The following is a 14,887-nucleotide window of genomic DNA, read 5'->3' on the forward strand; positions in this document are numbered from 1 at the left end:
GTCGAGGCACGGCGCGGTCGGAGACCGCGCCCTACCTACCCCCTGCTACACTCTGTAGCCGTGTTTCTCCGTCCATTCGCGGCCGTCCTCGGCGGGGCGTTCGTGCTCCTCCTGCCCGGCCTGGCCGCGGCAGAACTCGTCACGCTCGGCACCGGACGCACCGTCTCGGTCCGGAGCGTGCGCGTCGACGGCGACACGGCGGTGCTGGCGTTGCGGGGCGGGGGAGAGCTGACCTGCAACGTCGCCCTGATCAAGGGAGTGGCCCCGGACGAGGTGCCGTACCCCGAGCCGGAAGTCGAGCTGGCCGAGGCGGCGCCCCCGCCGGTCACCCGGCGAACGCTCAGCGACCTGGCCGACGAGGGCAGCCGGCCCTACCTGCCACTGATCGAGGCGGCCGCGAAACGCCATCAGGTGGACCCCCTCCTGGTGCATGCGGTCATCTCCGTGGAATCGCGCTTCCAGGCGCGGGCCCGCTCTCGCAAGGGCGCCATGGGGCTGATGCAGCTGATGCCGGCCACCGCGCGCGAACTGCAGGTCAGCAACCCCTACGATCCCGCGTCCAACATCGACGCCGGCGTGCGGCACCTGCGCCAGCTCCTCGATCGGTTCGACGTCCGTCTCGCCGTGGCCGCCTACAACGCGGGCGCCGGCGCGGTGCAGCGCTTCGGGGGCATCCCGCCGTTCCGGGAGACGCAGGCCTACGTCCGCCAGGTGCTGCAGTTGGCCGGGGTGTCCTGAGGCATGGAGTTCCGCTGCCGCCTGGCCACCGCATCCGGACAGATCTCCGAAGGCGTCTTCACGGCCGAGAGCGAGGCCGCGCTCCGGCGTGAGCTCGAGGAGAAGGGCCTTTACGTCCTCGACCTGAAGTCGGCGCGCCCGGGTCTGGCTGCCCTGCGTCGCTCCGGGGCGGGCGGGCGCATCAAGCTGCACGAGTTCCTGGTCTTCAACCAGGAACTGGCGACCCTGCTGAAGGCCGGGATGCCGCTGGTGCAGTCGCTCGACATCCTGCGCCGCAACATCCCCAATCCGGTCTTCAAGGGCGTGCTCGACGACGTGTACGAGAAGGTGCGGTCGGGCACGGCGCTGTCGGATGCCTTCGAGGCGCACCCGCGCCACGTCACGCCGATCTACACGGCCTCGTTGATGGCCGGCGAGCGCAGCGGCAGCCTCGAGCAGGTGCTGCGGCGGTACGTGGCCTACGTGCAGGTGCTCGGCGCGGTCCGGCGCAAGGTGGTCTCCGCGCTGGTCTACCCGGCCGTCCTGACGCTGCTCTCCATCGGCGTGGTGGCGATCATCGTGGTGCGGGTGGTGCCGCAGTTCAACGACTTCTATGCCGGGTTCGGCGCGGAACTGCCGCTGGCGACGCGGATGATCGTGGCCCTGTCCAACGGCATCCGCAGCCAGTTGCCGCTGCTGGCCCTGCTGGCGGTCGGCGCGGTCTTCGGCGGCCGCTGGCTCCTGCAGCAACCGGCGCAGCGGCAGCGCCTCGATCGGGTCATCCTGCAGTTGCCAGGGCTGGGTGGGATTGCCCGCCAGTTCGCGACTTCGCAGTTGAGTCGCACGTTGGCCACGCTCCTCGGGGGCGGCATCCCGTTGGTGACCGCGCTCGACGTCGCCAGCCGGTCGGTGTCCAACCGCCACATCGCGGCGCAGATGACCGACATCACGCGCCAGGTGCGGGAGGGTCAGCCGCTGTCGACCGCGATGGCGGCCAAGGGCGAGTTCCCGGACGTCTCAGTGAAGATGGTGGAGGTGGGGGAGGCGACCGGCGCCCTGCAGGACATGCTGAACGCCATCGCCGACTTCTACGACGAGGACATCGAGACGAAGCTGGGGCGGTTCCTGCTCCTGATCGAGCCGGTCCTCCTGGTCGTCATGGGCATCGTCATCGCCGCGCTGCTGATTGCGCTGTACCTGCCCGTCTTCCAGCTGTCGTCGGCGTTGAGCTAGCCGCGGAGGCCTGTGAACGTGAGCACATCGACCCTTCCCCCCGGACCGCCCGACCCGTCCGCCCTGCCGTTGCCGGAGTTGCCGGCCGTTGACGGCGGGCGTGGCGGCGCGGCGCGCGAACGCGAGGAGGCCCGGCGGCTGGCCGAGCGGTATCGGCTCGAGTTCGTCGACATGGACGCGTTCCATCTCGACAACGACCTGTTCCGGTCGATCCCGGCCGACGTCATGCTCCGGTACGGCTTCGTGCCGCACCGGCGCGAGGGCGACGTGCTGGTCATCGTGGTGTCGGACCCGACCGACCTGCTGATGATCGACGAGCTGCAGCAGTTGCTCGGCACCCGCCTGAAGGTGACCGTCGGCACCGCCTCGGCCATCCAGGCGATGCTGAAGAAGTCCGAGAGCAGCCAGCGGGTGCTCGAGGACGCGACCGAGAGCTTCCAGCTGCAGTTGCTCAAGGAAGACGAGAGCGGCGAGGAGTCGCTCTCGGTCGAGAAGCTCACCAGCGACATCAGCCCGATCATCAAGCTGATCGACTCGACGGTCTTCGCCGCGCTGCAGCGGCGCGCCAGCGACATCCACATCGAGACGCAGGACGACGCGGTGGTCGTCAAGTACCGCATCGACGGCGTGCTGCAGGCCGCCATGCGGCCGATCGACAAGCGCTTCGCCGGCCCGATCATCTCGCGCATCAAGGTGATGGCCGAGCTCGACATCGCCGAGAAGCGCGTGCCGCAGGACGGCCGCTTCAAGCTGCGGATGCGCGGCAAGACGATCGACTTCCGCGTCTCGGTGATGCCGAGCGCGCACGGCGAGGATGCGGTGATCCGCATCCTCGACAAGGAGTCGATCAGCGAGCAGTTCCGGGAACTGCGGCTCGACATCCTCGGTTTCCCCGAGGAGGAGCTGCGCCGCTTCCGCAAGTACATCCGCGAGCCGTACGGGATGGTGCTGGTCACCGGCCCGACGGGTTCGGGCAAGACGACGACGCTCTATGCGGCGCTGTCGGAGATCAAGTCCGTCGAGGACAAGATCATCACCATCGAGGATCCGGTCGAGTACCAGTTGAAGGGCATCGTGCAGATTCCCATCAACGAGAAGAAGGGCCTGACCTTCGCGCGCGGGCTGCGCAGCATCCTGCGGCACGATCCCGACAAGATCATGGTGGGCGAGATCCGCGACGCCGAGACGGCGCAGATCGCGATCAACTCGGCGCTGACCGGGCACCTGGTGTTCACGACGGTCCACGCCAACAACGTGCTCGACGTGCTGGGCCGCTTCCTGAACATGGGCGTCGAGGCCTACCAGTTCGTGTCGGCGCTGAACTGCGTGCTGGCGCAGCGGCTGGTCCGCAAGATCTGCGACGACTGCCGGCGGCCGGCGACGGTCACCGAGGCGCAGCTGCTCGAGGCGCGGATGGATCCGTCGCTGGCGCACACCCACACGTTCTACGAGGGGACCGGGTGCCTGGAGTGCAACGGGTCGGGCTATCGCGGGCGCATGGCCATCTGCGAGCTGCTCGACCTCACCGACACCATTCGTGACATGATTCTGGCGCGCCGCCCCAACTCCGAGATCAAGCGCGCGGTCCGCGACGAAGGCATGCGCTTCCTGCGCGAGTCGGCCGTCTCGCGTGTCCTGTCGGGCGAGACGACGCTGCGCGAGATCAACAAGGTCACCTTCGTCGACTGACATGCCGTCGCTTCCTGCCTGGCTCCAGACACGCCCGCCGACGCTCGGCCTGTACATCGACACGCGCCGCGTCACCGCCGTCCACGTCGAGCGCGACGGCGCCTCGCCGGTCATCCGCGCGATCGGCACCGCGGCACTGCCGGCCGGCGCGGTGACGCCCTCGCTCACCGCCACCAACGTGGTGCAGCGAGACGCCCTCGTGGCGGCCATCCGCGATGCGGTGGAGCAGACCGGCGTCCGCGCCCGCCGCGTTGCGCTCGCCCTGCCGGACACGGCCGGCAAGGTGTCGTTGCTGCCGTTCGAGACGCTGCCGGCCAACGCCCGCGACCTCGAGCAACTGGTGCGCCTGCAGTTGCGCAAGACCATGCCGTTCGCGGTCGAGGACGCCCAGGTCGCGTGGGCGCGCGGCGGGACGCTCGGCCCGACCACCACGCTGGTGGTCACCGCCATGCGCCGCGACCTCGTGCAGGAGTACGAGGCGGCGTGCGCCGCCGCCGGCCTGCATGCCGGGACGGTCGACCTGGCCACGTTCAACGTCGTCAACCTCGCCCTGCTCGGCGGGACCTCGGCGGCCTCCGGCGCCGGCGACGTCCTGCTCGTGCACGTGACGCCCGGGTACGCGTCCCTGGTCGTCCTGCGAGAGGGCGCCCTCATCTTCTTCCGGACCCGTCCGGCCGACGCCACCGAACCGGTGGCCGACGTGGTGCACCAGACCCGCATGTTCTACGAGGACCGCCTCGGCGGGCAGGGCTTCGCGCGGGTCCTCCTCGTGGCCGGACAGCACGTCGAGGACCGTGAGGCGCTCGCCCGCAACCTCGGCGAGCTGTTCGGCGCGGCCGTCACGCCGTTGTCGCTGCAGGGCGTCGCCTCGTTCGGCGATCGCGTCACCGCCACCGACGGCCTCGTCGGCCAGATTGCGGCGCCGGCCGGCCTCGTGTTGCGCGAAGGAGTCGGCGCATGATGCTGCGCGGCAACCTCGCGACGCGCCCGTTCTACAACGAGCGCGCCGTGCAGGCCGTCCTGGCAACGCTTGCCATCGGCCTCGGCCTCCTCAGCCTGCTGACCGTCTGGCAGCTCGTGTCGCTCACCGGACAGCAGCGTGAGCTGGCGGCGCGCATCGCCCGCGACGAGGGTCGAGCAGCGGCCCTGCGCGGCGAGGCGCAACAGGTCCGGAGCCGTCTCGACGCCGTCCGCCTCGACGCGACGATCAAGGCCGCCCGCGAGGCCAATGCGGTGATCGATGCGCGCACCTTCTCCTGGACCGCGCTGTTCAACGTCATCGAGCGCACGATTCCGGCAGACGTCCGACTGCAGGCGGTGACGCCGTCGCTCGAGCGGGATGCCCTGATGGTGCGGCTGGTGGTCAACACGCGGCGCGTCGAGCCGGTCGGCACGTTCATGGATCGCCTCGAGGCGGCCGGGGCCTTCCGCGGTCTCCAGTCGGTCGAGGAGCAGTTGCTCGAGGACGGCACGTACAACGTCGTGTGCATCGGTGAATACCTGGGCCCCGGCGCTCCCGCGCCGACGCCCGAGTCGGCACCGGCGGCCGCACCGGCTGCGGCGGGGGCGAACTGACATGGTGCCCGCCGCTCGCATCCTTGCCGATCGTCGTCTTCTGGTCGGCGGGCTGGGCGTATTGGCCGTCGCCAACCTCGTCGGCTTGCTGCTGGTGGTCGGTCCGCTACGGGCGCGCGTGCAGGGCCTGACCCAACGCGCCACCGCGGCCAGCCTGGCGGCCACCACTGCCGGGCGCGAGCTGGCCGACGCCCGACAGACGTCTGCCGGCAGCGTGAAGGCCGCCACCGACCTGCAGCGCTTCTACACGCAGGTGCTGCCGGCCAACCAGGCCGCCGCCCGCCAGGTCACCTTCGTGCGCCTCGCGCAGCTGGCGCGCGAGGCCGACCTCAGCTACGACCACCGCAGCTTCGACCAGGATCAGGTCGACAAGGACAGCACGCTGGTACGCGCCACGCTGAAGATGAACGTGTACGGCACCTACCGCAACCTGCGGCAGTTCCTGTACCGCCTCGAGACCGGCCCCGACTTCATCGTCGTGCGCGAGGTCGGCGTGGTGCAGTCGGACGACCAGGCCGAGCCACTCGAAGCCGCCCTGACGCTCTCGACCTTCTTCAAGGCAGACAATGGCCGCTGAGTCGCGCCAGCGCGTGCGGCTGCTCCTGGGCCTGCTGGCCGTGCTGGTCCTGGTGGCGTGGTGGCAGTTCGGCGGCAGTCCGGCCGGCTCGGCAGCCGTCCGGCCCCCGACACCGGCGCAGTCCGCGCCCACCGCGCCGGGGCAGACGCCGTCCGCCGTGCTGGCCGAGGGCATCGGCCTCGACCGGTTGAGCGAGGACCGACCCGCCCCGCAGGAGGGGGGGCGCGACCCGTTCCGGGGCGGTGCGGCCGAGCCGGCGCCGCCCGGCGCGGGCTCGAGTGGGCCGGCCAAGCCGGTCGCGCCGGTGGCGCCGCCACCGCCAGTCGTGCCGATGGGGCCACCCCAGCCGCCTCCGCCGCCGCCGATCACGGTCAAGTTCATCGGTGTCGTGTCGAGGCACGACGTGGGCAAGGTGGCCGTCCTCAGCGACGGCAAGAACGTCTACTATGGCCGGGCGGGCGAGATCGTCGACGGCCGGTGGCGGATCGTGTCGATCGGCGAGGAATCCCTCCAGATCGAGTACGTCGACGGCCGCGGGCGCCAGACCGTGCGCCTGACCGGGTGAGGCGGGCCGGGCGCGCGAGCGTGGGCAACCAACGACGAGGCAACGTGCAGACAGGCGTGACGATGCAGCGGGTGATGCGGGCGACGGGCGTGGGGGTGCTGCTGGCGGGGCTCTGCCTCGGCGCGGCGGCGTGCGCCTCGTCGAGCGCGTACAACCGCGGGCGTGAGGCGTGGCTCAAGGGGGAGTGGGACCAGGCGGTGGTCAACTTCCGCGAGGCGCTCCAGGAACACCCCGACCGCACCGACTACAAGGGCGCGCTGCAGCAGGCAATGCAGACGGCGTCGATGGCGCACCTCAAGGTGGCACGCGAGGCCGACGAGAAGGGCGACCTCGAACTGGCGATCGTGGAGTACCGCAAGGTCTACGAGTACGACCCGTCCAACCGCAACTCGATGCTGCGGGCCGCCGAAATCGAGAAGGAACTGCGCGAGCGGGCCGAGGCCGCGCGCCCCCGGCCGGCCATCGAGGCGATGCGCGAGACGGCGCGCCAGCGGTCGGCGCCGCCGCTGCTCAACCCGGCGTCGCGCGATCCGCTGGACATCAAGTTCTCGCAGGCCGGGTCGCAGGACGTGCTGACCTTCATCGGCAAGGCCACCGGCATCAACGTGATGTTCGAGTCGACCTTCCGGCCGGCGCAGATCACGGTCGACCTGACCGGCCTGTCGCTCGAGGAGGCACTGAACCAGGTGATGTCGGCCTCCAACAACTTCTACAAGGTCGTCAACCCGCGGACGATCATGGTCATCCCCGACACGCCGCCGAAACGGTCGGCGTACGAGGAGCAGGTCATCCGCACCTTCTACCTGTCGCACGCCGACGCGACCGAGCTGGTGCAGACGGTGCAGCAGATCCTGCAGCTGCCGGGCCTGCCCGTGCAGCCGCGCGTGCTCGCCAACAAGACGCAGAACTCGCTCACCGTGCGCGCCTCCGACCGGGTGATGAACATCATCGACCAGGTCGTGCGCAACAACGACAAGCCGCGCGCCGAGATCGTCGTCGACGTCGAGATCATCGAGGTCAACCGGGCGCGGGCCAAGGAAGTGGGCCTGAACCTGTCGCAGTACGCGGTGGGGGCGATCTTCTCGCCGGAGGCGCCTCCGGCCAGCGAGGGCGGCCAGCCGCCGTTCAACCTCAACACGATCACCCGCGGGATCAGCGCGGCCGACTTCTACCTGACCGTGCCGCAGGCGGTGGTCAACTTCCTGGCCACCGACAACAACAACAAGATCATCGCCAAGCCGCAGCTGCGCGGCATGGAAGGCAAGACGATCACGCTGGACCTCGGCGACGAGATCCCGGTGCCCAGCACGACGTTCGGCGGCCTCGGCGGGGGCGGCCTGACGACCATCCCGATCAACCAGTTCAACTACCGCACCGTCGGCATCAAGGTGAAGCTGAACGCGCCGCGGGTGACGCTGGAAGGCGAGATCGTGTCGGAGCTCGAGGTCGAGAGCAGCACGCTCGGCGCCAACATCGACATCGCCGGCCAGAGCCTGCCGACCTTCGGCACCCGCCGGGTGACCTCGGTCATCCGCATGCGGGAAGGCGAGTCGCTGATGCTCGCGGGGCTGCTGCGCGAGGACCAGCGGCGGGCGCTCACCGGCTTCCCGGGGCTGCTGCACACCCCGATCCTGCGACGCATCTTCGGCAACACCGTCGACCAGATCACGCAGACCGACATCGTGTTCCTGATGACGCCGCGCCTGGTGCGATCGTCGGAGATCACGCAGGAGAACCTCGACCCGATCTACATCGGCAGCCAGCAGAACCTCGGCCTGACGGGCGCGCCGCCGCTGATTGCCGTCGACCCGAACGCGCAGGCCGCGCCGGCAGCCCCGGCCACCGCACCAGCCGCGGCGCCGGGCACCGTTCCGCAGCCAGTGGCGACGATGCCGGTGGTGACGCCACAGACAGGGCAGGTGACCTCCACGCCGTCGGTGCTGCCCCCGTCGCCGCAGGCCGCGCCGACGCCGGCGCCCCCGCCGACGCCGATCACGCCGGTCCCGGAGGCGCCTGCCGGCGCAGCGCAGGCCGCGACCCCGCCGCCGCCCGCTGCCGCGCCGCCGACGCCGACCGCGCGGCTCGCCATCACCGTGCCCGGGCCGCAGTTTGCCGTCGGCGGAGGACCGTACACGGTGCCGATCACGATTGCCGGCGCGCAGCGCGTCTCGACGATCAGCGTGTCGGTGACCTACAACCCTTCGGTCTTGCGCGTGCGGACCGTCCAGCCGGGCACCTTCCTGGCGCAGGGTGGAGTCACGCCGACCTTCACGCAGCAGGTCGATCCCGGCGTCGGCCGGGTGGACCTGACCGCCCTCCGCCCCGGTGACCAGGTCGGGGCCACCGGCACCGGGCTGATCGCCACGCTCGTCTTCGAGGCGATCGCGCCGGGACAGTCTTCCATCACGCCGGCCGGCGTGGCGAGCACGCCCGAGCAGGCGAGCGTGGGCCTGCAACTGGTGCCCGCGACCGTCACCGTGCGATGAACATCCTCCTCGGCGGCCTGCGGCGGGTGCGCCGCGCTGCTGGCGGCGCGCGGGACGGCTACACGTTCGTTGAGTTGCTGGTGGTCGCGGCCATCGTCCTGATCATGGCCACGGCGGTGCTGCCGCTCAGCAAGGTGGGCATCCAGCGGCAGAAGGAAGTGGAACTGCGGCGGACCCTCCGGGAGTTGCGCACGGCCATCGATCGCTACAAGGACGCGGCCGACCTGCAGCAGATCTCCAACCTCGAGATCGAGCCCGACGACATGGGCTACCCGCCGGACCTCGAGACGCTCGTCAAGGGCGTGACCAAGGCCGGCGACGCGACGCAGACCAAGCTGCGCTTCCTCAGGCGCATCCCCGTCGACCCGCTGACGGGCGACGCCGAGTGGGGCCTGCGCTCCTACCAGGATCGCCCCGACTCGACGTCGTGGGGCGGGCAGAACGTGTTCGATGTGTACTCCAAGGCAGGCGGGACGGGACTCGATGGCACGCCCTACAGCGAGTGGTGAGGCGATGGTGATCCGCGAGCTGGCGGTGGAGCGCGCGCGGCGACGGCGGGGCTTCACGCTCCTCGAGATGATGGTGGTGATGGCGCTGATCGTCGTCATCGCCGGCATGGCGATGGCCAGCTACCGCAACGCCGTCACCCTGGCGCAGGAGGCCGTGCTGCGCGAGGACCTGTTCCGCATGCGCGACGCGATCGACCAGTACTACGCCGACAAGAACAAGTACCCGTCGTCGCTCGAGGCCCTGGTGAGCGACGGCTACCTCCGCGCCCTCCCCGAGGACCCCTTCACCAGGTCGGCGTCGACCTGGCAGGAGATCCCCGCCGAGCCCGACGCCAACAACCCGACGGCCGAGCCCGGCGTGTACAACGTCAAGAGCGGCTCGGACCGCATCGCGATGAACGGCCAGCCGTACAACGAGTGGTGAGCGCCGGGGCGCTCACCACCCTGGTGTGGGGCGATGTCGAGGGCCCGCGTGCGAACCGGGCACCTCGATCATCCGCTGTGGCGCCGAGTGCTAGCGGGTCACCGCTGCCACCGGCGTGACCGCGTCCTGGTCCTGCTCGCCGGTACGGATCCGCACGACGCGCTCGACCGGCAGGACGAAGATCTTCCCGTCGCCGACGTCGCCGGTGCGGGCAGCCTCCGTGATTGCGTCGATGGTGGGCTCGACGAAGCCGTTGCTCACGCCGATCTCGATGCGCACCTTCTCGGCCAGCGACATCTTGACGGTGGTGCCGCGGTAGTTCTCGACGTGTTCCGTTTCGCCGCCGTGCCCCTGCACGCGGCTGATGGTGAGTCCGCGCACCTGCACGCGGTAGAGGGCCTCGAGCACGGCATTGACGCGCTCGGGACGCACGATGGCGACGATCATCTTCATGCCCGGCCTCCTTCGGTCGATACGGCCGCGCCCGCGAGCACGCTGGGCGCGAGATCGGGGCCGATGAGGATGGCGCCGTCCCCGTGCGCGTACGCCTCTTCGCCATGGTCGCTGACGTCGAGGCCAAGGGCCTCGTCACGCGTCGTGGCGCGCAGCGGCAGCACGAGCCCGATCAGCTTGAGCAGCACGAAGGTCATCACCACGCTGTAGGCGAGCGCCGCGCCGATGCCGGCCGCCTGGATCGCGATCTGGCCGGGATTGCCACCGAGCAGCCCGTTGGCGGCGCCGCTCCACGCCTGGTCGGCGAACACCCCGGTGAGCAGCGCGCCCACCGTGCCGCCGACGCCGTGCGCGGCCACCACGTCGAGCGAGTCGTCAAGACGGGTCCGCGCCCGCAACATGATCGCGAAGTAGCTCGGGAACGCCGCCAGGGCGCCCAGCGCCAGCGACGAGGCCGGGCTGATGTAGCCGGCGGCCGGCGTGATGGCGACCAGCCCGACGACGATGCCGGTGGCGCCGCCGACGGCAGTCACCCGCCCCGTGCGGACCACGTCGAGGAGCGTCCAGACGACCAGGGTGGCCATCGGCGCCAGCATCGTGTTGGTGAAGGCGAGGCCGGCGATGCCGTTGGCCGACAGCGCGCTGCCGGCATTGAAGCCGAACCAGCCGAACCAGAGCAGTCCCGCGCCGAGCAGCACGAACGGCACGTTGTGGGGCAGCATCGCCTGCCGGCCATGGTCGGCCCGTGGCCCGACCACGATCGCCGCCACGGCGGCGGCGGCCGCCGCGTTGACATGCACCACCGTGCCGCCAGCGAAGTCCAGGGCGCCCATCGTCGCCAGCCAACCGCCGCCCCACACCCAGTGCGCGACCGGCGCGTACACCGCCACGACCCACAGGCTGATGAACGCGATGTAGGCGCCGAAGCGCATGCGTTCGACGATCGCGCCCGAGATGAGCGCGGCGGTGATCACCGCGAACGTCCCCTGGAATGCCATGAACAGCACATGGGGAATCGTGCCCTGCGGGTCCAGCGTCACGCCACGGAGCAGGCCGAACTTCAGTCCGCCAATCCAGGCCGTGCCGGGCGCGAACGCGAGCGAGTAGCCGACCAGGGCCCACGCCACGCCCGCGAAGCCCAACGAGATGAACGACATCATCATCGTGTTGAGCGCGTTCTTGGACCGGACCAGCCCGCCGTAGAAGAAGGCCAGGGCCGGGGTCATCAGCAGCACGAGGGCCGTGGACACGAGCATCCACGCCACATCTGCGTTGTTCATCGATCCTCCGAAAGGAGGCGACCTGCCGGGCGGGACGTCGGTGTCCCACGCGGGTCGCATCCACTCGGCTGATTGCTGTAGCAATTTCGATGCTCGCGACCAGTGACCCACGCTGTGACTTTTGCAAACTGTTGCCAGCGTGTGACTTCCGGCCGATTTGCCGGAGATGCCTACAGCACGATTACGACATTTTTGTCGCCCGATCAGGTGTGATCTGACATTCGTGTCGCCTCACTCGCGGCGGAAGCGACCCACGTCGATCCCGAGCTTCTTCACCTTGTAGGCAACGATGCGCTCGGTGGTGTCCAGCAGGCGGGCCGTCCGCGCGAGGTTGCCACCGGCCGTCTTCAGCGCGTCCTGGATGAGGTCGGTCTCCAGGGCGGCCGTGGCAGCGGCCAGGGACGCGCGCGGCAGGGTGCCCGAGACTTCGGCGGTCTGCAGGCTCGGCGGCAGGTCGTGTCCATGGATCACGCCTCCGGCGGCGACCAGGACGGCCCGCTCGATGCAGTTCTCCAGTTCGCGGACGTTGCCGGGCCAGTGATAGCTCATGAGCATGTCGATGGCCGTGGTGGCGAGGCGGCGGACGTCCTTGCCGTGCGCCGAGGCGTACTTCTCGACGAAGTGATCGGCCAGCAACAGGATGTCGGGCTTGCGGTCGCGCAAGGGCGGGAGGAACAGGGAGAAGACATTGAGGCGGTAGTACAGGTCTTCACGGAAGGTCCGCGCCTTGACCGCCTCCTCGAGGTCGCGGTTGGTGGCGGCGATGAGCCGCACGTTGACCCGAATGGTCTGCGTCCCGCCGAGCCGCTCGAACTCGCGCTCCTGCAGCACCCGCAGCAGCTTCACCTGCGTGCCCAGCGACAACTCACCGACCTCGTCGAGGAACAGCGTGCCGCCGTGCGCCAGCTCGAATCGGCCCTTCTTGGCGGTCCGCGCGTCGGTGAAGGCGCCGGCCTCGTGGCCGAACAGCTCCGACTCCACGAGGCCCTCCGGCAGCGCGCCGCAGTTGACCTTCACGAACGGCTTGCTGGCGCGGGCCGAGTGGTAGTGGATGGCGTGGGCGATGAGTTCCTTGCCGGTCCCCGATTCCCCCCTGATCAGCGCGGTGGTCTGGCTGCGGGCCACTTGCGTGACCTGCCCGAACAGGGCCTGCATGGGGCGACTGCTGCCGATGATGTTGCGGAAATCGTAGCGGGCCCGCAGTTCCTCGCGGAGCTGGGCGTTCTCGGCCACCAGTTGCTGCCGTTCGGCCTGCTGCAGCGCGTGGACGCGCACCGCGTACCCCAGGAGGGAGGCCACGACGCCGAGGAACTGCATCAGTCGCTCGACGTCGGCGTCCGGCCGATGGGGGCGCGCCAGGCCGACGGCACCCACGCAGGCGCCCGCAGCGCAGATGGGCACGCACAGGAACGAGGTGTCCTCGCCGCCGGCGGCGGCCTTGGTGTGGACGCCGGTCCGGTTCAGGAACAGCGGCTCCTGGCTGGCTTTCGGGACCACCACCGGGCGCCCGGTCTCGACGACCCGCCCGATGATGCCTTCCCCGACCCGATACTTGACCCGCTGCGCCGTCTGCCAGTTGATCCCGGTGGTCGCGGCCACCGAGAGTTCGCGCCCGTCGCCCTCGCGGAGCGCGATCAGCCCGCTGCGGGCCGACACCGCCTCCGCCACGTGTTCGAGGGCACGCGTCAGCGCCGTCTTCAGGTTGGGCGCCTCACTCAACACCGGGCCGAGCGACAGCAGGGCCGAGAGGTGATCCCTCTCGACCCGGTCGACCAGTTGCCTCGACATCCGGGCATAAGCCTACGCCTATCCGGCCCGGATGTGCCTCCCGATACGCGCGGCATGACGCAGTCGGCTGGTGCGGCCCGGTGCGGCGCCGCACCGCAGACCGCCCGTCCCCTCAGGGCGTGGCCACGGCGTACGTGAAGCCGAAGAGGATGGTGTTCTGCTGGGGCCGGAACTGGTCGGTGCGGTACTCGAAGAAGTCTTCGTCCGACCAATCGCGCCGGTACTCGACACGCAGGGCGAGGCCCTTGACCAGCGTGTGCTCGCTGGTGAGGGTGAGCTCCTTGATGGTCTGGGCGGTGCCCGTCATGTATCCATCACGATCCTCGAACACCTCGACGCGGGTTGCCAGGGCCCACGCCGGCAGGACCGTCACCCGACCGTAGCCGGCGATGCCCTGCCAGGCGTTGGTGACGTCGCCCACGGTGTCGCGGCCGATGTCGATGTTGGTCATCAGGGTGAGGCGGGGATTCACCGTCCAGGTCGCGATCGTGTCGTACAGGTTGCGCCAGCCGGCGGCGCCGTTGGGCCCTTCAGGCCCGCCCATCCAGGCCTGCGAGAGGGTCAGCGCCGGGGTCACCTTCCAGCTGACCGTGGTCGCCATCGTCTTGCCGCGGTTGTTGTCGCGGGCGTTGTTCCAGCCGTTGATGAGGTAGCCCGAGACCGACACCGTGTCGCTGACCGGCAGCGATGCGCGCACGCCGAGGTGGTAGTAGGGCGCCGCCCAGGAGAAGAGCAGGGACCGCGAGTAGTTCCAGTTGTATGCCGTCTCGGTCGGTTCGGCGCCGATCGGGGTGTTGAACTTGCCGACGTCGAACTGCAGGCCACGGCCGACCGGCGCCAGCACGCTGACGTACGCCTGCTGGAGGTACTTCAGCGCGCCATCGTCCGGATCGGTGGAGTTGACCCAGGTGGCGGTGGGACCGAAGCCGATGTCGGTCCGGAACCCGAGGCGACGCTTCTCGGTCGGCACCTGCTCGAAGGCGACTTCGAAGTAGCTGCCGGAGAACTGGTTGTCGTTCTCGTCGAAGTTGCGCAGCACGTTCTTGCCCGAGGAGGGTTCGTTGCCGTTGTAGGCGTAGTACGTGTCGCCGGTGGTCGACACCTTCGTCGGGCCGAACAGCCGCAACCAGGGATTGGTGGGACCCGGCGTGGCGACTTCGGCCGGCTGGGTCGTCGGCTGCGGGGCGCTGGCGTCCTGCGCCTGCTCCACGGGGGTGACTTTTTCGACAAGCGCCGCCGACGTGCCGACCGGGACCGCGCCGGCGCCGTCTGCAACCGTCGTCTGGGCGGCGACAGGAGCGGCCGACACCAGCCAGGCCGCGAACAGGGTCGGGACGACGCCGAAACGGCAGGTCCGTGAAGACAGGAGTGGTGCAGGAATGTTCATGCACCGCTTTTCTCTATCAAGCCGCGTGCCGTCGCTGGGCCCGGGGTCTCGATCTGGACAGCTAAGAGTCTAATTTTCAGCCAGTTACTTGAAGTTGGCCGGCATGCTGTCGCGAGAGCGAATCAGACAATTTTGTAGCTACATCGAGGCGTTTCGACATTCATGTTGCTCGATCGGCACCGACTGTCCTTCACATCGTCAATC

The 14,887-nt window shown here is 69.7% G+C and carries 14 protein-coding genes; 10 read left to right on the plus strand and 4 right to left on the minus strand.

Annotated elements, in window-relative coordinates:
• The first annotated feature begins 60 nt into the window (after positions 1 to 60).
• The 10 genes from TBR22_RS12690 (at position 61) to TBR22_RS12735 (ending at position 9,775) form a co-directional block, all read left to right on the plus strand.
• Complete coding sequence (locus TBR22_RS12690) at positions 61 to 738, plus strand: lytic transglycosylase domain-containing protein (RefSeq protein ID WP_239493360.1); 678 nt, start codon at positions 61 to 63, stop codon at positions 736 to 738.
• Between the two features lie 3 nt (positions 739 to 741).
• Complete coding sequence (locus tag TBR22_RS12695; protein WP_239493361.1) at positions 742 to 1,950, plus strand: type II secretion system F family protein; 1,209 nt, start codon at positions 742 to 744, stop codon at positions 1,948 to 1,950.
• A 69-nt stretch (positions 1,951 to 2,019) separates the two neighbouring features.
• Complete coding sequence (locus TBR22_RS12700) at positions 2,020 to 3,639, plus strand: GspE/PulE family protein (RefSeq protein WP_370651518.1); 1,620 nt, start codon at positions 2,020 to 2,022, stop codon at positions 3,637 to 3,639.
• Between the two features lies 1 nt (position 3,640).
• Positions 3,641 to 4,600 carry a type IV pilus biogenesis protein PilM gene (gene pilM, locus TBR22_RS12705; RefSeq protein ID WP_239493363.1) on the plus strand — a complete coding sequence of 320 codons (960 nt, stop codon included), beginning with the start codon at positions 3,641 to 3,643 and terminating at the stop codon, positions 4,598 to 4,600.
• The gene (locus tag TBR22_RS12710; protein ID WP_239493364.1) at positions 4,597 to 5,214 is read left to right on the plus strand and encodes a hypothetical protein; all 618 of its coding nucleotides are present in this window, start codon (positions 4,597 to 4,599) and stop codon (positions 5,212 to 5,214) included. Before pilM ends, TBR22_RS12710 begins: the two co-directional genes overlap by 4 nt.
• A gap of 1 nt (position 5,215) precedes the next feature.
• The gene (locus TBR22_RS12715; protein ID WP_239493365.1) at positions 5,216 to 5,791 is read left to right on the plus strand and encodes a GspMb/PilO family protein; all 576 of its coding nucleotides are present in this window, start codon (positions 5,216 to 5,218) and stop codon (positions 5,789 to 5,791) included.
• Complete coding sequence (locus TBR22_RS12720) at positions 5,781 to 6,356, plus strand: hypothetical protein (RefSeq protein WP_239493366.1); 576 nt, start codon at positions 5,781 to 5,783, stop codon at positions 6,354 to 6,356. The genes TBR22_RS12715 and TBR22_RS12720 overlap by 11 nt, the downstream gene beginning before the upstream one ends.
• A 44-nt stretch (positions 6,357 to 6,400) precedes the next feature.
• A complete protein-coding gene (locus tag TBR22_RS12725; protein ID WP_239493367.1) occupies positions 6,401 to 8,842 on the plus strand; it encodes a secretin N-terminal domain-containing protein in 2,442 nt (813 codons plus the stop codon).
• Complete coding sequence (locus tag TBR22_RS12730) at positions 8,839 to 9,351, plus strand: type II secretion system protein (RefSeq protein ID WP_239493368.1); 513 nt, start codon at positions 8,839 to 8,841, stop codon at positions 9,349 to 9,351. Before TBR22_RS12725 ends, TBR22_RS12730 begins: the two co-directional genes overlap by 4 nt.
• On the plus strand, positions 9,326 to 9,775 hold the full coding sequence (locus TBR22_RS12735) for a type IV pilin protein (RefSeq protein WP_239493369.1): 450 nt from the start codon (positions 9,326 to 9,328) through the stop codon (positions 9,773 to 9,775). Before TBR22_RS12730 ends, TBR22_RS12735 begins: the two co-directional genes overlap by 26 nt.
• Positions 9,776 to 9,865: 90 nt before the next feature.
• On the opposite strand, the gene TBR22_RS12740 is transcribed toward TBR22_RS12735, so the two are convergent.
• From TBR22_RS12740 to TBR22_RS12760, 4 genes are all read right to left on the minus strand, one after another.
• Complete coding sequence (locus TBR22_RS12740) at positions 9,866 to 10,228, minus strand: P-II family nitrogen regulator (protein WP_239493370.1); 363 nt, start codon at positions 10,226 to 10,228, stop codon at positions 9,866 to 9,868.
• Entirely contained in the window at positions 10,225 to 11,508 is a 1,284-nt protein-coding gene (locus TBR22_RS12745; protein WP_239493371.1) for an ammonium transporter, read from the minus strand. Before TBR22_RS12745 ends, TBR22_RS12740 begins: the two co-directional genes overlap by 4 nt.
• A 231-nt stretch (positions 11,509 to 11,739) precedes the next feature.
• Positions 11,740 to 13,296, minus strand: coding sequence for a sigma-54-dependent Fis family transcriptional regulator (locus TBR22_RS26790; RefSeq protein WP_305068772.1), 1,557 nt, complete (start codon positions 13,294 to 13,296; stop codon positions 11,740 to 11,742).
• A gap of 112 nt (positions 13,297 to 13,408) precedes the next feature.
• The gene (locus tag TBR22_RS12760) at positions 13,409 to 14,683 is read right to left on the minus strand and encodes a porin (RefSeq protein ID WP_239493372.1); all 1,275 of its coding nucleotides are present in this window, start codon (positions 14,681 to 14,683) and stop codon (positions 13,409 to 13,411) included.
• Positions 14,684 to 14,887 lie beyond the last annotated feature (204 nt).

The organism is Luteitalea sp. TBR-22 (assembly GCF_016865485.1).
Taxonomy (GTDB): domain Bacteria; phylum Acidobacteriota; class Vicinamibacteria; order Vicinamibacterales; family Vicinamibacteraceae; genus Luteitalea.